Source organism: Planococcus sp. TJ-302, from assembly GCF_058268455.1.
The window spans coordinates 751,575-771,655 of sequence record NZ_JBZDOI010000001.1; the positions used below are offsets into that span (position 1 = coordinate 751,575).

17 protein-coding genes are annotated in these 20,081 nt (G+C 43.4%); 5 read left to right on the top strand and 12 right to left on the bottom strand.

Annotation, left to right across the window (positions count from 1 at the left end; all coding sequences use genetic code 11):
* Positions 1-145 precede the first annotated feature (145 nt).
* Positions 146-520 (bottom strand): hypothetical protein, encoded by a 375-nt coding sequence (locus AC4EHB_RS03920; protein WP_490974288.1) that lies wholly within the window; start codon positions 518-520, stop codon positions 146-148.
* Positions 521-962: 442 nt separating this feature from the next.
* On the bottom strand, positions 963-2,075 hold the full coding sequence (locus tag AC4EHB_RS03925; RefSeq protein ID WP_490980724.1) for an NADH:flavin oxidoreductase: 1,113 nt from the start codon (positions 2,073-2,075) through the stop codon (positions 963-965).
* Between the two features lie 455 nt (positions 2,076-2,530).
* Between AC4EHB_RS03925 and AC4EHB_RS03930 the strand changes: the two genes are divergently transcribed.
* A complete protein-coding gene (locus AC4EHB_RS03930) occupies positions 2,531-3,787 on the top strand; it encodes a YeeE/YedE family protein (protein WP_490980725.1) in 1,257 nt (418 codons plus the stop codon).
* 88 nt (positions 3,788-3,875) lie between these two features.
* On the opposite strand, the gene AC4EHB_RS03935 is transcribed toward AC4EHB_RS03930, so the two are convergent.
* On the bottom strand, positions 3,876-4,448 hold the full coding sequence (locus AC4EHB_RS03935; RefSeq protein ID WP_490980726.1) for a nucleotidyltransferase family protein: 573 nt from the start codon (positions 4,446-4,448) through the stop codon (positions 3,876-3,878).
* Positions 4,449-5,253: 805 nt separating this feature from the next.
* On the opposite strand from AC4EHB_RS03935, the gene AC4EHB_RS03940 reads away from it, so the two are divergent.
* Positions 5,254-5,610, top strand: coding sequence for a plastocyanin/azurin family copper-binding protein (locus AC4EHB_RS03940; protein WP_490980727.1), 357 nt, complete (start codon positions 5,254-5,256; stop codon positions 5,608-5,610).
* Between the two features lie 335 nt (positions 5,611-5,945).
* Complete coding sequence (locus tag AC4EHB_RS03945; protein WP_490980728.1) at positions 5,946-6,452, top strand: plastocyanin/azurin family copper-binding protein; 507 nt, start codon at positions 5,946-5,948, stop codon at positions 6,450-6,452.
* 113 nt (positions 6,453-6,565) lie between these two features.
* Here the strand turns inward: AC4EHB_RS03945 and AC4EHB_RS03950 are convergent, their stop codons facing one another.
* A complete protein-coding gene (locus tag AC4EHB_RS03950; RefSeq protein WP_490980729.1) occupies positions 6,566-6,865 on the bottom strand; it encodes a TIGR04104 family putative zinc finger protein in 300 nt (99 codons plus the stop codon).
* Between the two features lie 279 nt (positions 6,866-7,144).
* On the opposite strand from AC4EHB_RS03950, the gene AC4EHB_RS03955 reads away from it, so the two are divergent.
* Positions 7,145-7,975, top strand: coding sequence for a GNAT family N-acetyltransferase (locus AC4EHB_RS03955; protein WP_490980730.1), 831 nt, complete (start codon positions 7,145-7,147; stop codon positions 7,973-7,975).
* Between the two features lie 125 nt (positions 7,976-8,100).
* On the opposite strand, the gene AC4EHB_RS03960 is transcribed toward AC4EHB_RS03955, so the two are convergent.
* Positions 8,101-9,147, bottom strand: coding sequence for a threonine aldolase family protein (locus AC4EHB_RS03960; protein WP_490980731.1), 1,047 nt, complete (start codon positions 9,145-9,147; stop codon positions 8,101-8,103).
* Between the two features lie 360 nt (positions 9,148-9,507).
* Between AC4EHB_RS03960 and AC4EHB_RS03965 the strand changes: the two genes are divergently transcribed.
* Positions 9,508-10,353 (top strand): SDR family oxidoreductase, encoded by an 846-nt coding sequence (locus AC4EHB_RS03965; protein WP_490980732.1) that lies wholly within the window; start codon positions 9,508-9,510, stop codon positions 10,351-10,353.
* A gap of 187 nt (positions 10,354-10,540) precedes the next feature.
* Here AC4EHB_RS03965 and AC4EHB_RS03970 read toward each other — a convergent pair whose 3' ends face one another.
* The 7 genes from AC4EHB_RS03970 to AC4EHB_RS04000 form a co-directional block, all read right to left on the bottom strand.
* Positions 10,541-11,386, bottom strand: a complete 846-nt coding sequence (locus AC4EHB_RS03970) for an ABC transporter permease (protein WP_490980733.1) — start codon at positions 11,384-11,386, stop codon at positions 10,541-10,543.
* A complete protein-coding gene (locus AC4EHB_RS03975; RefSeq protein WP_490980734.1) occupies positions 11,383-12,381 on the bottom strand; it encodes an ATP-binding cassette domain-containing protein in 999 nt (332 codons plus the stop codon). Before AC4EHB_RS03975 ends, AC4EHB_RS03970 begins: the two co-directional genes overlap by 4 nt.
* Positions 12,382-12,885: 504 nt before the next feature.
* Positions 12,886-13,356, bottom strand: a complete 471-nt coding sequence (locus AC4EHB_RS03980; protein ID WP_490980735.1) for a GNAT family N-acetyltransferase — start codon at positions 13,354-13,356, stop codon at positions 12,886-12,888.
* 89 nt (positions 13,357-13,445) lie between these two features.
* Complete coding sequence (locus AC4EHB_RS03985; protein WP_490980736.1) at positions 13,446-16,499, bottom strand: cell wall-binding repeat-containing protein; 3,054 nt, start codon at positions 16,497-16,499, stop codon at positions 13,446-13,448.
* A 371-nt stretch (positions 16,500-16,870) separates the two neighbouring features.
* On the bottom strand, positions 16,871-18,052 hold the full coding sequence (locus AC4EHB_RS03990; RefSeq protein ID WP_490980737.1) for an MBL fold metallo-hydrolase: 1,182 nt from the start codon (positions 18,050-18,052) through the stop codon (positions 16,871-16,873).
* 172 nt (positions 18,053-18,224) lie between these two features.
* Positions 18,225-19,397 (bottom strand): ABC transporter permease, encoded by a 1,173-nt coding sequence (locus AC4EHB_RS03995; protein ID WP_490974304.1) that lies wholly within the window; start codon positions 19,395-19,397, stop codon positions 18,225-18,227.
* Positions 19,391-20,080, bottom strand: coding sequence for an ABC transporter ATP-binding protein (locus AC4EHB_RS04000; RefSeq protein ID WP_490974305.1), 690 nt, complete (start codon positions 20,078-20,080; stop codon positions 19,391-19,393). The genes AC4EHB_RS03995 and AC4EHB_RS04000 overlap by 7 nt, the downstream gene beginning before the upstream one ends.
* Between the last annotated feature and the right edge of the window lies 1 nt (position 20,081).

Consider the following 20,081-nt stretch of genomic DNA (forward strand, 5'->3'; position numbering starts at 1 on the left):
TTGAGATTATCAAGTTTCTTTTCTTTTTACAGAAATGATGAGGCTTCGCCTAAAAGCGTTTCTTACAATCTTATACGCGATGTCATTACACTTATTAATGCAGTTTAAAATTTTTCAGTTAAATGAATAAAGTTGTTCTGCAAAATCAATCTCTGACTATTGCAATCGATTTACATGTGATGAGGCAATCCATCATTGGAATAACCAACGTGCACCTATAAAGTGGCACGCCATTAACCTCGATGCCTCTAATCGAAATGTTGTAAAAAAAGAAAGATGACTCATGTGGCGACTGGGGAACATTTACTTCCATCCCTTCCAGCCATGTATTGAATGTTGCTGAAAAACATTCTTTAAACAATACGGTGTAGTCTCTTACGTCGACTTGGTTTTCATCTAAACCTCGGTATCTCATTGTTACCAAATGCTTGCTATTGTCGAAATTTAAGTCTATTAGTTCTGAATCAATATAGTCTGTAGCCATTAACTTTGCTTCTACTTCTTTGCCGCTTAATCTCATCGTTGCACCTCTGCCTTTTGAATTTCAAATGAAGAATGCTTAAAACAATCATTTGGGTAACTTTTCAATCATTAGGCTTTCCGCAGTTTCCGGTTTTTTATTTAAACCAAGGAACTTTTGCTTTCCCCTGAAAACCCTTTCATCCATACTAGCACTCCTAAACCTTTTCTTAAAAGCAGATAGCTGCATCTGTTTGAATAATCTTTCAGTTGCTGATCACGCCAGAGTGCGCGGAGGAATTGAATAGCGGTTTTGGTGACTGCTGCACAATGCGCTTCTCGGCTGAACGCTTAGCCAACTTTTTATTTTACCATCGCATCATGAAACAATTGTTGGATTATAAATATTAAGAAAAGATTAAGATCCAACTGAATTCCGAATAAAAAAGGGAGTAGCTCATAATGAGCCACTCCCTTTTACGTTAAAAATTCGAATTTCTATTTCATACTTTTAATGTTTTGTATTCAAAATCCTTTAATGTCGCTTTTGGCAATAAGTATTTTTGAAAATCAAAATCGTCCAATTGCTGTTCTGAAACAGCGCGATTTGCCCAATCCTGATTTGCCAGTGCAGCTTTTCCGATTGTCACAATGTCAGCTTCTTCTTTCAGTAGCGACTCTGCCGATGCCGGGTCTCCAAGTGCGCCGTTGGCAATGACAATCGTCTTTCCGTGCTCTTTTGCCAGCTTCACCAATGTAGGTCCCGCTTCTGCAAAAGCCGGAGCCGCTGCTTGAGGTTCCGCAATATGGATAAAGTCAACGCCTGCTTGGTGAAGGGCATTGAAAATCACTTCAGCTTCCGCTTCTCCGCCTGCCCATTTATGATTTGCATCGTTCACTTTGGCTTGCGAAATCCGGATGCCTACCGGAAAATCTATGCCAACTTCACCGCGTACGGCATTGATGACTTCTACTGCCAGACGGATCCGATTTTCTACGGAACCTCCGTATTCATCCGTGCGGAGATTTGTATACTCCGTTAAAAATTGGTCCAATACATACCCGTTTGCGCCATGGATTTCAACACCGTCAAATCCAGCTTCTTTTGCTTTTTTGGCAGATGCAGCGAATGTTTGAATGACGTGGCCAATATCTTCCTTCGTCAATTCTTCAGGCGTTTGGAAATCACCTTGGCCGCCGTAAAACGCCAATTGCTCTCCTTTCGGCTTGACCGAAGAAGGCCCTTTTGTATTGTTGTTGAATCGGTTTCCTTGAGAAAGTGCACCAGCATGCATTAATTGCATCACAATCTTCGCACCTTCATTATGCACAGCTGACACTACTTTTTTCCACGAATCCATTTGTTCTGTTGTCGCTATTCCGGGCTGATTTATGTAGCCTTGGCTATATTCTTCATCGGTATATGTTCCTTCGGTCATCACCAGTCCGAAACCGCCTCTTGCAAAATTAGCGTAATACTGCGCCATCTCTTCGGTGGCCAGCCCTTGTGCTGTAGCACTGGTACGCGTCATTGGCGCCAAGCCCACACGGTTTTCTAAAGTGGCATTCCCTACTTGGATTGTTGAAAATAATTTTTTTGTATTGTTCTTGTTCATGTTTCCACCAGCTTTCCTTTTTTATATACGTTTTGAGCTTTTATTGCCTGCTTGCCACTTCATTTATTTATTGGTATGCATTAAACAGACTTTTAATCTGTTCCGACCGACTATAGTAGAATAAGAAGTTACAGTCAATTTTCCAGCTCAAGGAGCTAAATCACCCCCTGACTCTATTTTGCCGCCACCTTTGCTGGGAAAAGAGTTTCAGAACCATTTTCACGCCTACTTATTTATCCCAAGGTTTAGTTCATGTTTTGAAATCTAGGGATATTTTCGATCATTTGAATTTGTACTTTTGTTGGTCAAAGCAAATTTTTGAAAATGGATCCATAAATGGAGGACAATTAAGTAACTAAAACTCTTCACAAGCTAAACAAGTTGACTTCAAAACTTGGAAACATTAACATAAGAAATTATTCCGACTAAATTAATAGGAAAAGGGTGTTTTATAATTGACTACTACTACTGTTCAACCCGTTGATGAAGCTAAGGGTCCGGTTGCAAGAGAGAGCCTTGCATTGAACCCACCACAAAAAGCATTGATTGCCGGTGGAGTAATCGCCGCAATTCTGTTGTTTGTTTACTTACTGGCAACGCAGCATGTCTCCCAGCCGATGCTATTGGGCATCGGATTGTTGCTTGGCTATACTTTATTCCATGCCCGCTTCGGCTTTACGTCCGCATTCCGCCGTATGGCTTCTGTCGGCAACGGACAGTCGATGCGCGCACATATGCTGATGCTGGCGATAGCAGTAACACTGTTTGCACCGATTCTTGCTTATGGCACAACTTTCTTCGGCAGTCCGTTAGCCGGATACGTTTCACCGGTTGGTGTCAGCCTGGTCGTCGGCGCTTTCATATTCGGCATCGGCATGCAGCTCGGCGGCGGCTGTGCATCCGGCACACTTTACGCATTGGGCGGCGGTCGTACGGTCATGTTCGTGACGCTGATTTTCTTCATTGTCGGCGCAACAATCGGCGCTTATCATTTGCCATTCTGGACGGAAGAAATGCCTGCATTCGCTCCTGTTTCACTCGCCACATCCACTGGACTTGGCTACGGCGGTGCATGGCTCGTATCCATCGCATTTTTCGGATTGATCGCTTGGATCACGCTTGTCATCGAGAAAAAGAAAAAAGCGCCTAAAATGGCTCCGCTCCCTTCAGAAAAAGGTTGGAAACGGATTTTCCGAGGATCTTGGCCGCTGTTTGCCGCTGCTATAGTCTTGGCGGTACTCAATGCTTTGACGCTCATGACGCGCGGTACGCCTTGGGGAATCACGTCCGCATTCGCTTTATGGGGTTCTAAAATCGCAGGCGCGTTTGGTGTTGACGTTGCAAGCTGGGGCTATTGGCAAGGAGCCAACGCCGCATCGCTGCAAGCGTCCATTTTCACTGACTCCACTACTGTCTTGAACCTTGGCGTTATCATCGGCGCATTTCTTGCATCGGCTGCAGGCGGTCTGTTCAAGTTCACTAAAGTTACTGCAGGCAATTTCGCAGCTTCAGTCATCGGTGGTTTGATGATGGGCTACGGCGCACGCCTCGCATTCGGCTGCAACATCGGCGCCTACTTCGGCGGCATCGCTTCATTCAGCCTTCACGGATACATCTGGGGCATCCTTGCACTTGCAGGAACGTTCGTTGCTTTATACCTCCGGCCATTGTTTGGGCTGTCGGTTCCAAAATCAAATGATTCCGTGTGTTAATGAAAAATAAAACAAAAAAGGATTGAGCGCCGTTTATCGGTACTCAATCCTTTTTTACTTGCTTACCCGTTTCGAAAGTTTTATCCACTTAGCTTTCGACTCGAAATATTTTTAACTGATTCCAAGTAAGATGCCAGTTCTTGTTTCGCACTCGTTCTTTATAAATTGCCAGACGTTCTTTGTCCGCTCCAAAATACGGTGTTGGCTTTACAGTTAAGTTGAGCACATCCTCAACTCCATGTGGGGCCAATAATATTACATTGTTACGGCTGTCCAATTTCACCCCTAATGCAGTAGCAGTCTCTGGAAATTTCGCAACCGCATCACGGGAGGAGGTATAAGGTTCTACACTATTTCGAAAATGCATTCTAGCCTCGTTTTTCACAGACCAAGGAATGTCAGAAAGCATGCTTGTAAGATTGTTTTCTATTTTCTTCTCTTCTTTTTCGCAGATATTTTTATCATCAAAGTAAATCACATCGATATCTGGCAGAGGGGTTCTTTCGTTAAATCCATGCAAAGTATCCCATATTTTTGAGCGCACAAACCCTGCACAAATCCACCCATCCCGAAGATCCTCCGCCCTTAAAGCTTTTAGCAGACTCATCATCCACTCATCTTTTTGGATGGACTCTATAATGTCTTTCTCGTTTTTCAGCATCTATATCCCTCATTTATATTCCGTTTGCGTCGGCTTTCTTCTTAAAACGTGCATCACAAGTTCCAAATTAAGTTCTCTATATGCTTTAACTTTCCGTTAATATGCCTCTCTTTAATATATTCCTTTCTTATGCAGGACTGTCCTAAAATGCTTTCTTTGTAAAATCTCGTCTATCATCCAAAAGCTTGCAGTACAAATAACAGGAATTACTGATAACTCGTTGGTTAACAGCATCCCGAATGCAAGATGCACCAAGCCTACGGCAACTAAGAGCTTAGAGAAGTGACCGGAGATCCAGTCAGATAAAACAGAAACAGGGATTTCACAAATGAAAAAACCTAAAAGGGCTTAGAATGTGATAACAATAATAGAAAGTCCAAAATCGAAAAAACTTGGAGGATTGGATATCTCTTTAAAGATTACCGCTTGAACCAAAGTGAATAGCAATGTAAAACGACAGCGCCTGTTACGGCAGAAAATACTTTTCTGGACATTCGTTCTTTCGAGAAAAAATGATTGCCAAATGGAAGCAGGAAGAATAGCATAGCTGATATAAAGACCACTTTCAAATAGAATGGCGTACCAGAAACCAGCATCAATAACGAAAACATCGGGAATACGCCTACTTTCAAAACAGCAGTTTCATTTCAACCTCCATGGCTTCATTTTAATTATACCAATTCAAATTCTTTAAAATAATCGTCCTTTTACTGTTCTCTGCAACTTCCGTTTACTTCAGCAGATGAAGTGAAACATCATTGCCACATACCTTAATGAATAAAGCATATCTAAAGGAGGAGAAAACATGAGCAGCAAAAAGTTCGGGTTAATGCTGGCTGCAGGAATTCTGTCGCTGGCAGCGTGTGGAGGAGATACCCCTGAAGCCCCTGAAGCAACAAGTGGCGCTTCCTCTGACTTACTATCAAATGGTGAAAAGACCAGCTTTTTGTTCAAAGAAGAAGGTGAGTTTTCGATCTTTTGCGAGCCGCATCCCATAATGAAAATGACTGTCGTTGTAGAAGAAGGCGCGGACCAATCCGGTAGATTGGCAATAGACATTGCCAATTATGCATTCAGTGAAAATACAATCACCGTTGCCCCGGGCACAACCATAGTGTGGACCAATAAAGAACAGCTTGAGCATAATGTCTCGATTAAATAATCTTTAGTCCATAGAAACAGCACAAGCGAGTGTATTAGCTGCCTGTGCTGTTTTGATTAATTTATAGTTTTACTAATCGCGGATTTTTGGTCCATTTAGAAGTGGAAACGAAAAATGCCAATGATGTGCGTTTGTATGTATCCGCCGGTTTTTAATTTATTCATGCGCAGGATTATTATGTATATACTTTACAACAAACGTTTAATCGTTGCTGACCTTCTGTCAAGATTTCATACATAAATCTTATTTTAGAAATAATCTTCATTTTGAATGTAATCTAATTCCCCTTTTCTTGCGTTCTATAAAAAAGAGCAACTTACTAGGAGGAGAAAAAAATGATCAACAAAAAATTCGGGTTAGTCCTTGCAGCAGGAATTCTGGCGCTGGCGGCTTGTGGAGAAGAAGAACAGCCGGCAGCCAATAACGAGGCTGAAGCAGAAGTTGAAGAACAAGCAAGCGCTCCTGCAGAGGAAGCCGCTCCAGAAGCCGAAAAAGAAACGGTTGAAGAAGATACGAAGGAAGAGAAATCTGCAGAAGACGATTCTGAAGAAGACACAGCTGAAGCCCCTGAAGCTATGAGCGGCGCTGCCTCAGCCCTATTAGCAAATGGTGAAACAACGAGCTTTGTGTTTAATGAAGCAGGAGAGTTTTCAATCTTTTGCGAGCCTCATCCTGTGATGAAAATGACTGTCGTGGTAGAAGAAGGCGCTGAACAAATGGATGAAGTTTCAATTGACATTACTGATTATGAATTTGTCGAAGAAACCATCACGGTCGCCCCTGGCACAACCATTGTGTGGACTAACCAGGACCAGGTCCGGCATAATGTCGCGATTAAATAAACGATCTATGTAAGATTTGGCTTTAAGATAAATTCAGCACAGGCATTAGATCTATTGCCTGTGCTGTTTTTATTGCTTTTTGTTTTCAAATTAAATTTCTATAAAAATAAGAATTACCAAAGGTGCTCTTCCTCGTTTGTAAAATCTATGAGAACCGGATAAATGGCTAGTAGCGAGAAAAACGTCAGCGCCAAAATTCCTAATGAGAAAAGCGGCGGCAGATCAAACAAAAATGCAACGAGCATAACTGTAGGGGTCAGAAAACCTGCTAAGCCCCATCTTATTTTTGATGGATTCGTAGGGTATTGCTTTACTTCGCAATAAGGGCAGACCATTGCCGTATTGAGAAAAGGCATCCTTTTAATCGTTTGAGCCCAACTCCATTGGTTTTTGCAGTTTTGGCATGTCGGCATCGTTTCCCTCCATTAATTGGTTTCTTTTCACGTTACTAAATTCCCTATAATTACCACCATTCAATAAAATACCCTATCACCAATAAATTCAAAACTTTCAAACTAATTTCCGATTCAGAACTTTGATTTGTTGTCGTAGAATTAAAAAGATTGTGGAAAAATGTTCAGATGATTATGATTAAAATGTAAGTTACTTGAAAAGAACGGGAGAATGTCCCTCCTGAACCCTAATTCTCATTACGAAATATAATCGTAAAATATTTTTCTAAGGAGATCTATATGCTAACGGCAAAACAATTTTCCGATATTGAACAATTGCAAAAAGAAGTGGAAGCTCATGACGGATTGGAAATGAAATTAAACTGGGATATGCTTCGGAACCGGTATACCGAAGGGCTTGATTTTCTGCATTACGAAAGCGATGAATTGATTGCGTTTTTGGGCTTGTATCCGTTCGGCTCAACGGTTGAAGTTACAGGCATGGTAAAACCGCGTGAACGGCGAAATGGCCATTTTACCCGGCTATTTGAAGAGGCCATGACGACAGTCAGACGAGCTGGCTTTAAGAAGATTCTTTTGAACGCTCCGGCCCGTTCACTGGAAGCTAAAGAATTTTTGCAGAAACAAGGAGCGGCTTATGCTTTTTCAGAACACCAAATGCAATGGCAGCCACAATCGCTCGGTGAATCGAAGGATGATTTCACCTTGCGAGAAGCGACTAAAGAAGATTTAGAAATGCGCGTGCGGCTTGATGTCGAAGTGTTCAATGTCCCGATGGAAGATGCTGTTGCAACGGAAAGCCGGATCAACGGAGATGAAGACACCGATATGTTGATGATCGATGTCGCTGATGAAACCATCGGCAAAATTCGTGTGAAAAGAGAAGACGGCCAAGCGTGGATTTATGGATTTTCAATTTTTCCGCAACACCAAGGCAAAGGATTTGGCCGCAAAGTGTTGCGCCGTGTTGTCAAACAACAAAATGATCGCGGTCATTCCGTCCATTTGGAAGTGGAAACGAAGAATGCCAATGCCCTGCGTTTGTATGAGTCCGTCGGCTTTGAAATTGTGCACGCACAGGATTATTATGAATATGCAAAGCAGAATTGAAATCTTATAAGACCACTCAAAGAGGAGTCATGTGTTATTTCACATGACTCCTCTTTTCAATGCGTGATCATGTATATTTTGGTTTTCCGACCAATAATTTCCGTCTAATAAACCTATTTATCCAATTACACTTTCAGTTTCAACGAATTGATATCTTCCACTAATGCACGGACATGAACCTCTTTCGTCGACCAGCTCGTGCAGAATCTGACGACGCTTTCCGTTTCATTTACTTTTTCCCATTTATGGAATGAATACTTCTTGCTTAAAAGTTCTATATGTTCATTATTCAGTATGGGAAACTGCTGATTTGTTTTCGAATTGTATTTGAATTCAAAGCCATTGCTTTCAAAAGCGTTTCTTATGATCATTGCCGCATGGACTGCATGCTCAGACAGCTCAAGATACAAACCATCTGTAAACAAGGTCTCAAATTGTATGCCCAGTATCCGGCCTTTCGCTAAGAGTCCGCCTCTTTGTTTGATCAAGTATCGGAAATCTTTCTTGAGAGCTGAGTTCGTTATCACTACCGCTTCTCCAAACAATGCCCCAATTTTTGTGCCGCCGATATAAAACACATCGCACAGCCTCGCTATGTCAGCTAATGATAAGTCATTCCCCTCAGCGGCTAGCCCATACCCCAATCTTGCCCCATCGATCATCAATGCCAGATCACATTCCAGGCAAACTTTCCGCAGCGATTCCAACTCCGACTTGCTGTAAGTTGTCCCTAACTCGGTTGGATTAGAGATGTATACTAATGCCGGTTGGACCACGTGTTCATGGGAAGCATCGTTCCAGTGTTCGTCATAGACATCCCTTATTTGCTCGGCATAGATTTTTCCATCATCGCTTGGCAATGGAAGTATTTTATGTCCTGTTGATTCGATTGCGCCTGTCTCATGAACCGCAATATGGCCCGAATGTGCTGAAATGACTCCTTGATGGGGGCGCAAAATCGAAGCGATAATCGTTGTATTGGTTTGCGTACCCCCTACTAGAAAATGGACATCTGCTGTCGGGGCATTGCAGGCATCTTTTATGAGGGTTTTAGCCGATTCACAATAGGCATCCATGCCATAGCCTGGCGTTTGCACTTCGTTTGTTTCCATCAACCGTTTTAAAATTAGGGGATGTGCACCTTCTGCATAGTCATTTTCAAATCTAATCATTTATGGTTTCTCCATTCGATTTATATTTTCTTGAATCGACGACACCGCTGCAAGAGTTTCAGCTATTATTGTTCATACTCATCCTACTTTATTGGATTAAATTCATTAAATACTATTCTTTTTTCGTATACTTTGTCAACAAGTTCAAAGATTAGTTTTCTTCTCCTATGTACTTAGATTTCTACAATTTGAATTCATAGCCTTTTCCTATCCAACACAAGTGAATATTCCAATCAGCTAAGTGCCCATTTCTGCGTGGTATACTGAAAAAAATAAGCAGTTCATCGACGAAAAGCTAGTTTGTTTCCTCCTGCTGACGGCTCAAAGTAATTAACTTTTTTGATAGAAAGGGGTAATCCAATGACTGTGTTGGTGACCGGTTTTACCGGCAATTCAGGCTATGAAGTGGCTCAAAGTTTAAAGAGCAAAGACATTCCATTCAAGTGCGCAGTCCGCAATGTGGAGAAGGCTATTAAACGCTTCGGCAATGAATATGAGTTTGTCCAATTGGATTTCGCGGACAAATCGACTTTTGTGGCAGCCTTGCAAGAGATCAACCAACTTTTTCTTATGTACCCTCCAGGAGCAAACCTACAATTCGAGGCTTTTTTAGAAGAAGCGAAAAAGAGTGCCGTCCGGCATATCGCCTACCTATCAATAAAAGACGTCCAGTTCTTGCCTTTTATCCACCATTATAAAAACGAGAAGCTGATTAAAAAACTGAGCATCCCTTATACGTTTATCCGTGCGGGCTATTTCATGCAGAACTTGAACGATTTTTTATGCGAGGAAATCAAAGAACGGCAGCGCATCTTTGTTCCAGCCGGCAACGGCAAAACCAGCTTTGTCGATGTGCGCGATTTAGCGGAGGTGGCTTCTTTAACCTTCCAAGAACCGCAGCTCCATGAGAATATGGCCTATACGATCACAGGTGGAGAAGCGTTGGACTTTTCTCAAGTAGCGGATAAGATGACCAGCATTTTGGGGCAACCCATATCCTACACCAATCCATCCGCAAAAGACTTTAAGCAATTTATGTTAGGCCGAGGAAAAGACAAAGCATTCATCAACGTCGTCATCGGCATCCACTTCCCTACAAAATTGGGATTGGCAAAAGGTGTAAGTACCGATTATCAAAAATTGACCGGTAAAAAGCCTATTAAAATCGAAACCTATATTCATGATTACCGAAGTTATTGGCAGTGATGTTTCTGCGGTCCTCATTTTCAGGAGCAATTCCGAACAAGAGAAGATTGCCATCAGCCTTTTTAAAAATTCATCAAAACAAACCCCCGGATGAGACCACTCTTGAAAGTGTCCTCGTCGGGGGTTCCCTATGTGAGCTGGAAAATCATTTTTACATCCTGTTGTTTGATAGACTACACCTTGTGAGTTACTCTTTTTTCCGATACAGATACATCGTCAGAGGCGCAAAGACAAGCACCAAAATCGCAGAAACAGCAACGACCCATCCGATTTGCTCCCATGTGCCGTTGCCATGCATCAAACCACGGACAGCTGTCGCAAGGATTGAAATGGGATTAATGTTCACAAAGCCCTGCAGCCAAGAAGGCAAAGTTGCCGGGTCGACGAATACATTGCTGACAAAGGTTAACGGAAAAACCACCAAAAAGCTCACCATCATCAACGATTTTTCAGAGCGCATCACGATGCCGGCAGCTGTCCAAATCCAGGAAAAGCTGAAGGAAAACAATAAGATGACAAGGACGGCACCGATAACGCCGATTACACCGCCTTCCGGCCGAAAACCGAGCACCAGCCCCAACCCGATCATAATAGCGCAAGCCAACGAATAGCGGATAACGTCCACCAGCAATGCGCCAACCAACGCTGAGGGCAGCCAGATCGGCAATGTGCGAAAGCGATCAAATATGCCTTTTCGAATATCATTATTCAAATCGATGCCTGTGTACATCGTAATTTGTGAAACGGTCATAACGAGTATCCCTGGCAGCAAAAATTGCAGGTACTCACCCGTTGATCCTGCAATGGCACCACCGAATAAATACGTAAACATCAGCAAAAAGATGATTGGAAACACCGTAACATCAAACATCTGTTCAGGGACGTGCTTGATTCGCAATAGCGCCCGTTGCGCAAACGCCATGGTCGAAGCAAAGGCATTTGGCGGATCTGGCCTCCTGCCGGAAGCGATTGCGCTCAATGGATGGACGTCTTCTTCGTGAGCCGGGTGGCCTTGTTCTAATTGCACACTCATGAGTTCCCCTCCTCCACGTTCGGTTGATCGTTGGCGGACTGTCCGGTCAATGTCAGAAACACTTCATCGAGGCTTGGCCGGCCAAGCGAAAAATCACAGATAGCAATTTGCTCTTTGGCGAGCTCCCCGAGTGCTTCAGCGACAAGAGACGAATCTTGCGCTGTTGCACTGAGTGACACTGCATCAGAAGCCACGTGAACCTTCACGCCTAGTTTCTTTTCCAGAATGGCTGTGGCCCGTTTTTCGTCTGCAGCTTGGAGCAGCTGAACATTCAAAGTGCCGGTTCCGACGGATGCCTTCAGTTCACTGCTCGTGCCTTCCGCAATGATCTTCCCTCGATGGATAACTGCAATTCGATCTGCCAGCTGATCCGCTTCTTCCAAATTTTGAGTCGTCAGCAATACTGTTGTCCCTGTTTGCACAAGCGCGCGGATAATATCCCACACTTGGTTTCGGCTTCTCGGGTCCAGTCCAGTCGTCGGTTCATCCAAAAACAACAGGTCCGGCGTCACAACAATACTTGCGGCAATATCAATACGCCGCCTCATGCCGCCTGAATAATTTTTCACTTGCCGTTTTGCCGCGTTTTCCAGGCCAAATGCTGTCAGTAAATCCATGGCCCTCTTTTTCGCTTCTTTGGTCGTATATCCCATCAACCTGGAAATCAGCACCAAGTTTTCAATACCGGTCAAATCTTCATCTATGGAAGCATATTGGCCAGTCAAGCTGATACGGCTTTTGATCGCGGCGCTTTCCGTCTTCAAATCATGCCCAAAGATATAAGCATTTCCACCATCCGGCTGAACGAGCGTCGCCAGCATGCGGATCGTCGTCGTTTTCCCTGCACCATTCGGCCCTAAAAAACCGTAAACCGTTCCTTTAGGGATCGCTAAATCCACACCATCTACTGCACGTTCTTTTCCGTAAATTTTTACTAACCCCGTCGCTTCTACTGCCCATCCGTCCGCCTGTCGCTTCTCTTTTTCGTTATCCATGATTCTCACCTTTTTCTGTTAAAGGATGAAAAATTCAGATCTCTATTATGCCTTCTATTATAACTGATTACAGATTTTTTAACAGAATATTCAAACATCCATTTAGTATTGTCCATTACTCAGTACCAGGCAGACAATCAAACATCTATACGTTTTTAAAAGAATCTTTTCACCTTACAGACTGCAAGCAAAGTAAGAGGAAAAGAGATCAATAAACCCAACCGGTCCGGCCGCTTCACTGGTTATGCTTCAACTAGTAGCAAAACACTTCATTTGGTAGTCCCGATGCTAGCGTTGCAGGGACAGAGACAATAGCAACGGTATTACCAGCGAGCCCGCGGAACGCGTCCGCCTGGAGTGCAGGATCCGGCATTGCTGCAAAAGAGTATATGTTAATTCCTTTAAAAAAATAATTTTTCTTTTGTCGACAAGCTCAGGATATAGCTTTACTTCAAATTTGTTCTAGATCCATTAAAGAGTTTTTATAGACTAAACCGCACTAATTTAAATTAGCTTCTTAACAAAGTGGCTGCAATTCCCGTCGTCAAAATATAACGTGTATCCGATGGTCTTATAGAATTCGATTGCACTGTTCCAACTGTTATTTGATTCTAAAACCAATTGCTGATAGCCTTGTTGTTTCGCCCATGACTCTAAACAATGAATGATCCGCTTCGCCATTCCTGTTCTTCTGTATTTTTTCAGGACAGACATTCGCTCTACTCTGCCTATCTTATCTGTTTCAAAGGAAATAGCTCCTGTACATGCCACTTGGCGCTTATAGATACCAACTAAAAATACCGTTCCTTTTCGTTTGTAGCTTTCTAAAATGCTTTTCAAATCCGGATTATACGCAGGATCTATGAAACCAAAGCGCTCTTCTAATCCTTTTAGGATCAATTCGCTGGCTTCTTCTTCGAATTCTTTTGTAATTTGATGAATTTGAAATTCTTCTTGTATCTTATCCCCACTCATTTTTTCACTTCCCTTTTATTTTTCTTAATCTATAGAAATAGCAGGCGTTTAGAAATTCTAAACGCCTGCTTCTTTGGTTTCTATTCATTTCACTTTTGCTGGAACAAATACTTGATGTTGTTGGTCGGCAATGCGCCTTCTCCGCCAAGGATGTAGATTCCCGTAGCGGATTCCAGCTGATTTTCAATTGTTTTGATAGTTGATGAATTTTGTGCATTCGGGGCCATCAGAATGAGCGGCGCCTTTTGCCTTGCCGCACTCACAGAGCCTGCTAATGCATCCGGATAGTTGATGCCAGTCGATAAATACATCATTTTAGCATCCAGGGAGTCTTTGAAGTACTCAATGACCGCACTGTTCGTTTCATATCTAGAAGCGCCTGAGATGCGCACCGCATTCAAAATCCCTTTTGCTGCGAGATCGGAAACCGCACCTTTGCCGCCGATGATATACGTTTTCTTATAAGCTTTTGACGAAAGAAGCGCTTTTACTTCAGGAGACAAGGCGTTCGATTTCGTCAGTAAAATCGGCATTTTTTTATTCCCTGCAATCGGTGCAACGGATAAGGCATCCGCAAACGTTGAGCCGCTCGCAATCACCGCTTCAGTAGATCCAACCATTTCTTTCGCGATGTTGACGGATGTCGCATAACGGTCTTTGCCGCTGATGCGCTTGATTTTCGTCGGTGCAATGCCAAGGTTTACGAGTTCTTGTTCCACCATCGGACTGATGGCGGACTGGCCGCCGATGAGAATCACTTCTTTCGTTTTCAGCCGCTTCAGCTCGTCTTTTACTGCAGCAGGCAACGCGTCCGTCTTCGTCAATAGGAGCGGCGCATCGTAATAAGCGGCAAGAGGCGCAGCACTTAAGGCATCCGGGAAATTTCCACCGGCCGCAAGAATTGCTTTCTCAGAAGAAATCCAGCCTTTTTTCGAAACATTGACGGCCGTTTCATAGCGGCTCGCCCCACTAATTCTCTGAGTCAAATTCCATTTATCCGCTAACGCGAGAATTGATCCTTCTGCATTCAACCGGCCCCACCCGGAAACCAGATCATATCCTGGAGCGAGTTCAACCGGTGTATAGGGATATTCCTCATCCATATATGGGACTTCATCCAGGTAGCCTGGACGATCTTCTTCTGTAAATGCTACATCATCGGCGGAAACCGTAACAAGTGTCCGGATTTGATCCACTGTCAGCGATGGATTGAGTGATTTCAATAATCCGGCAACGCCTGCAACGTGTGGAGCTGCCATAGACGTTCCCGACATAAGTGTCATATTGCCATCCGGCACAAGACTAGGAATATCCGTGCCCGGTGCCACCAAGTCAAGCCCTGGTCCGTAATTCGAATAATCGGATACGAGATCCAGGCGGTTAGTAGACCCGACAGAAATTGTGTACTTCGATGATGCCGGATAGGAAACTTCTCCGTATCCATCGTTTCCTGAAGACGCAATAATGGTTACGCCGCGCTCATGTGCATATTTTAATGCATATTCGATTACCCGGCTGTAACCGCCTCCAAGACTCATATTAATGACATCCGCTCCCTGATCGGCTGCATAAATGATGCCATAGGCAATTTTTTCGGTATCTCCACTGCCGCTGGCATCTAAAACTTTCACCGGCAGTATTTTAGTGAACTGGTTGATGCCGCTCATCGAGTAATCATTGCCTGATTCGGCCGCAATGATCCCCGCTACGTGTGTTCCGTGCCCGTAATCATCGAGCGCTTCATGGTCATCGTTGACAAAATCATAGCCTGTATGAGCAATCTGGTGCTGAAGATCGGCGAGCGTATAATCTACCCCAGTATCGAGAATTGCTGTCACAGTCTCCGCCATTTCTTTTTCCTGCACGAGATCCGTCATTGGGTTATAGCGGATATCTGCGCCTTTCATTATAACTCCTTCCCCATCATTCGAAAGGGACCATTGTTCGTTGTAATAGATATCTGTTGATTGCACAGTGTATTCCTGAACCGGTTCGATAAATTCCACTTCCGGCAATGATTCCAGCATCTGAACAGTTTGGTCCGCTTTGGCTGCTGACATTCCTGTCGGCAGGTCCATAACTTGGAACTGGTCGAATAGCGGCGAAGAAGCCTCAAATTCAGATACATTGTGGATGCCGTATGTTGAAGTTTTTGCCTTGGTTAGTGAAGCTCCTTCTTTAAATTTGACGATTACCCGATTTGAATCGGCTTCCTTTTTAACATAGTCTGTTTTCATCATTAAAGACAAAACCGAACGATCTTTCAAGGAATAGATGCCGATTGAGTCTCCGGCTTGGATAATTTCGTTTCGAAGTTTTTCAGGAGCTGTTTTCAATGACAACTCATATAATTCGATGATGGCTGTTTGTTCAGCTGCCGTGATGATCTTGGAGCTGTAAAAACCATCTTTTGCAATCTTGCCCAGCAAATCTTCCAGCTGTTTAATGTTGCGTGAAAGGCTCTCCCTCACCGAGGCATCGGTTGCCGCTTGATAGCTAATGAACGGCGCGAGTTTGTAGTAAAGCTTTGTCAGCTCTTCCCCGCTTTCTGTCTGGGAAAGCACTTCACTGCGAATTGCCCTCAAATTATCAAGCAAATCCTTTTCCGACACAACTTTTCCGTCCAACACAAGCTCTGCAGGGCATTGCTCGCCATAAATCATAGCAGATGCTTTCAATTTCTTCCCTTTATATGAAAGCGTATAGTTTATCTCTGCGCTTTCTTCTGTCTCTTCCAGCATTTCATCAGAGTACGAGGAAATTTTAATGTAATAAGGGCCTTTCCACGAAATCGGGAACTGGACGGATGCAGCTTGATCTGCATAGGAATAATTCCGGTAATAGTCAAACGTCTCATCGTCTGTAGCACGCTGAGCGCTTGAATAAACGGAAAACGTCAATTCCTGATCCGATTGCAGCGTGATTTCGACATGCGAATGTTCCTTGATCTGGTCAGGCTGGACATCAATTTTGTACCAGCGTTCCGCAGCATCAGCAGAAAAGGTATCCGTTGCCGCCACTTCTTCTTCTAACACAATAGCTTCTAACACATCTTCTGCGTTTGCCGTCTTGCCTGCAGGCAAAACTCCTATTATTGATAAAAACATCAAAAAACTAATGATAATCTTTAACGCACGACCCATTCCATCATCCTCGTTTCAATATATTTACATTTCTATTAAAGCACATAAATTTTCATAAAAATAGATATTTCTAACAATTATTTTTTACACGTTTTTTTGGTTTATTTTAAGCAACTCTTGCGACACTTAGGTGCTTGAAAAGCAGATTGAATTTCACTTATGAAAAATAGCCCTTTCCCTAGTAAGATTAAATACCTATGCGGAAATCGTTCAGTAAAAGTAAGAAGGATGCTCTTCAATAAGAGGAGCCAGCCTTTTTCTCCCTCTCTTATATTTTTCCGATCTATAATAAAAACAGCCGGTAAATTACCCGGCTGCTGTGAAATCGATAATCATATATAAATGCTCTTTAAACCACAAATTCAATTCACTCATTTCCACCAGGTTGAAACAGGATCAGACAAGCTTTCCTCAATCTGAACCGTATCACCAATTTGTGGAGCGATAAGGTTAACTCTATTTTCCTTTGCCGCATTTAATGCTCGTTCGATTGGCTCCTTCCAACCATGCCGCGCGAGCGTAAAGGCACCCCAATGCATTAACATCATTTGTTTGCCTTGTAAATCGATATTCGCCTGAACAGATTCTTCCGGAAGCATATGAGACTCAGGCCAGCGCTCATCATATTGAGCACCTTCTATTAATGCAATATCAAAAGGTCCGTATTTATCGCCAATTTCTTTGAAATGTGCCTCATAGCTTCCATCTCCACTGGTATAGAAACGGGTTTGTTCTCCAAGAATGACCCACCCGCCCCAAAGCGTCGAATTCTGGTTAAAAATTCCTCTTCCTGAGAAATGTTTGGCCGGCGTCAAGGCGATGGTTAATCCTTGGAATTCCGTTTCATCCCACCAATTAAGTTCCGTGATTTTTTCTTTTTCAACACCCCATTGAATCAAATGATTACTCACGCCATATGGAACAAAGAAATGAGAAACCTTGCTCTTTAGTTTTTTGATCGATTGATAATCCAAGTGGTCGTAATGATCATGCGTGATAAAGACTGCATCAATCGGCGGCATCTCTTCTACAATATCCAATAAATCTTCACTGTAGCGTTTCGGCCCAATAAAGGAAACTGGTGATGCTCTTGGTCCCAGCATGGGATCGACAAGAATTTTCTTATTATCAAGACTTAATATAAATGCCGAATGGCCAAGCCAGGTCAGGCTGTCTTCTTTGCCTTTTATCTTGTTCCAATCGATCTTAGAAACAGGAAGGTCACCGGATGCTGGACTCGTCTCGTTAGCCGCTGAATCGGAGTTCTGGAATGCAGAGGGGCTATCTGCACTTCCGGATTCCATCGTTGATTCTTGATTGACAAATTTGCCGTCTTTATAATTTTCAAACGTATTATATAGCTCTTCTTGTTCCTTGCTAGGGTTACCGCCAAAAGATGGATAAAGATTTATAAACAACAAAACGGCAACACTTAATACCACGAGTGATAGCGTAAAATAAATCAATATTTTCTTTATGATTCTTTTCTTGCCTTGGGGTACAGCTTTTCCGTTCTTTTTCTCAGTTGCAGGATGTTCTTCAAGATTCGACATTTCATCACTCGCCTTATGGCTTTATTAACAAAAGGCAATTACTGCATGGTGAAAAATTCATCATTCACCCTTCTGCTTTTCTTCATCATACCGAAAAAGAAGCAAAGGCAGCAATAAACTGCTTTTGCTTCTTAAAATTATTGAGACATTATCGCACAGCAACACGCCATTTCTATACACGCCGCAAAGCCTCAATCGGATTCAAATTCGAAGCTTTTCTAGCTGGAGCGATTCCGAAGACGATTCCTATCGTCGTAGAAAAGCCAAGAGCCAACATGATGGTTAAGGGAGACAGCAAGAAACTCACGTCCATAAACGAACAGATAGCATAAGCCGCCATGACACCGGTTAAGACGCCGATGATCCCGCCAATAAGCGATAAAAAGATAGCTTCCATCAAGAATTGCTGCTGAATTCGCTTCGGTTCCGCTCCTAATGCCTTCCTGAGCCCAATTTCCGCCGTCCTTTCTGTAACAGATACGAGCATCATATTCATAATGCCAATTCCACCAACCACCAGGGAAATAGATGCAATGCCCACAATTAGCAAAGACAGCGTCGTGATCATCCGGTTGATGGTCGACAGCATCTCCTGCGTATTCCGGATCAAAAACCCTTCCCCTTGATTTTTAAATGCTTCATTTAGTTCGGTTTCGATAGCGCGCGAGGTCTTTTCAGACTCATTGGAGTCATCCATATAGACATCTGCCGCCATGATGGAATTGGTTCCAAGCAACCGCATTGATGTCGTGTATGGGACGATGACCGCCTCATTAATGGAACTAGATGAGAAAGCATGCGATTGTTGGAGTGTACCAATAATGGTGAAGTTCATGCCTCCTATCAACAAGGTTTCTCCGATAGGGTCTTCGCCAAAAAACAATTCGCGGGCAATCGTAGAACCGATCAAACTTACTTTGTTTTCACTTTGAATGTCTAATGGATTGATCCCTCTTCCTGTTTGAATCAGATCTTCGTTTTTCGAAAAATATACATCGTTTTTCCCGTTCACGCTCACTTCTTCCTTGACGGCACCTGCAGCTGCAATCTTAGTGAAGCCCGTAACAGTGGGTGACACCCCGGAAACATTGTCAATTTCTTCAAGCCGCTCGATATCTTGGGGAAGCAATCCCTGTTTTAAAGGGGTTCCTACAGTCGTTACAATGATTCGATCTGCTTGGAAAGTAGCAAAATCGTTGGTCATGTCGTTTGTAACTCCTCGAACGATGGTAATCAGCGCAATGATGGATCCTACTCCAATGACAATGCCCAAGGTGGTCAAGGCCGAACGCAGTTTGTTGTGGACAACGTTCATCCAGCTCATTTTCAAATTTTCCTTTAGCATCCGGTTTCCTCCTCCCGGAGCAGACCATCCAGAATACGGAAGATCCTTCTCGCATTTTTTGCGATTTCAGCATCATGCGTAATCATGATGATCGATTTCCCTTCCCTGTTTAATTGGTGGAAGAGTTCCATGATTTGCTGGCCGGTCTTTTGGTCAAGCGCACCCGTCGGTTCATCGGCAAGCAGGATCGTCGGTTCGGTGACCATCGCCCTGGCAATGGCCACACGCTGCTGCTGGCCACCGGAAAGTTGGGTGGGCCGGTGCTCCATTTTCCCTTCAAGGCCGACTCTGGATAACATTTCGGCTGCCCGCTGTTCCCGTTCTTTTTCCCGGACGCCTGCATAAATCAGCGGAAGCTCCACATTGTGCCTCGCACTTAAGCGGGGCAATAAATGAAATTGCTGAAAAATAAACCCGATTTCCTTGTTGCGAATCGCTGCCAGCTCTTTTTCATCCAGTTCCTGCACTTTTTGCTGTGACAAGATGTAATCGCCTTCCGTCGGAATATCCAGGCAGCCGATTATGTTCATCAATGTAGATTTCCCCGAACCAGATGGCCCAAGGATCGCCGCAAAGTCCCCTTTGTTGATGGATAGATTGATATTTTTGAGCACCATTTGCTCTTCTTCACCCAAGAAATAGGACTTGCTGATGCCTTCCATCTTCAAAATTTGCTCAGCCATG

Excerpts from the sequence above, each read along its gene's own strand:
- AC4EHB_RS03950 (WP_490980729.1), bottom strand. The coding sequence starts at position 6,865 with ATGCCGACATGCCAAAACTGCAAAAACCAATGGAGTTGGGCTCAAACG.
- AC4EHB_RS03970 (WP_490980733.1), bottom strand. The coding sequence starts at position 11,386 with ATGAGTGTGCAATTAGAACAAGGCCACCCGGCTCACGAAGAAGACGTC.
- AC4EHB_RS03945 (WP_490980728.1), top strand. The coding sequence starts at position 5,946 with ATGATCAACAAAAAATTCGGGTTAGTCCTTGCAGCAGGAATTCTGGCG.
- AC4EHB_RS03995 (WP_490974304.1), bottom strand. The coding sequence starts at position 19,397 with ATGCTAAAGGAAAATTTGAAAATGAGCTGGATGAACGTTGTCCACAAC.
- AC4EHB_RS03955 (WP_490980730.1), top strand. The coding sequence starts at position 7,145 with ATGCTAACGGCAAAACAATTTTCCGATATTGAACAATTGCAAAAAGAA.
- AC4EHB_RS03925 (WP_490980724.1), bottom strand. The coding sequence starts at position 2,075 with ATGAACAAGAACAATACAAAAAAATTATTTTCAACAATCCAAGTAGGG.
- AC4EHB_RS04000 (WP_490974305.1), bottom strand. The coding sequence starts at position 20,080 with ATGGCTGAGCAAATTTTGAAGATGGAAGGCATCAGCAAGTCCTATTTC.
- AC4EHB_RS03985 (WP_490980736.1), bottom strand. The coding sequence starts at position 16,499 with ATGGGTCGTGCGTTAAAGATTATCATTAGTTTTTTGATGTTTTTATCA.
- AC4EHB_RS03935 (WP_490980726.1), bottom strand. The coding sequence starts at position 4,448 with ATGCTGAAAAACGAGAAAGACATTATAGAGTCCATCCAAAAAGATGAG.
- AC4EHB_RS03980 (WP_490980735.1), bottom strand. The coding sequence starts at position 13,356 with ATGAGTGGGGATAAGATACAAGAAGAATTTCAAATTCATCAAATTACA.
- AC4EHB_RS03920 (WP_490974288.1), bottom strand. The coding sequence starts at position 520 with ATGAGATTAAGCGGCAAAGAAGTAGAAGCAAAGTTAATGGCTACAGAC.
- AC4EHB_RS03975 (WP_490980734.1), bottom strand. The coding sequence starts at position 12,381 with ATGGATAACGAAAAAGAGAAGCGACAGGCGGACGGATGGGCAGTAGAA.
- AC4EHB_RS03990 (WP_490980737.1), bottom strand. The coding sequence starts at position 18,052 with ATGTCGAATCTTGAAGAACATCCTGCAACTGAGAAAAAGAACGGAAAA.
- AC4EHB_RS03965 (WP_490980732.1), top strand. The coding sequence starts at position 9,508 with ATGACTGTGTTGGTGACCGGTTTTACCGGCAATTCAGGCTATGAAGTG.
- AC4EHB_RS03960 (WP_490980731.1), bottom strand. The coding sequence starts at position 9,147 with ATGATTAGATTTGAAAATGACTATGCAGAAGGTGCACATCCCCTAATT.
- AC4EHB_RS03940 (WP_490980727.1), top strand. The coding sequence starts at position 5,254 with ATGAGCAGCAAAAAGTTCGGGTTAATGCTGGCTGCAGGAATTCTGTCG.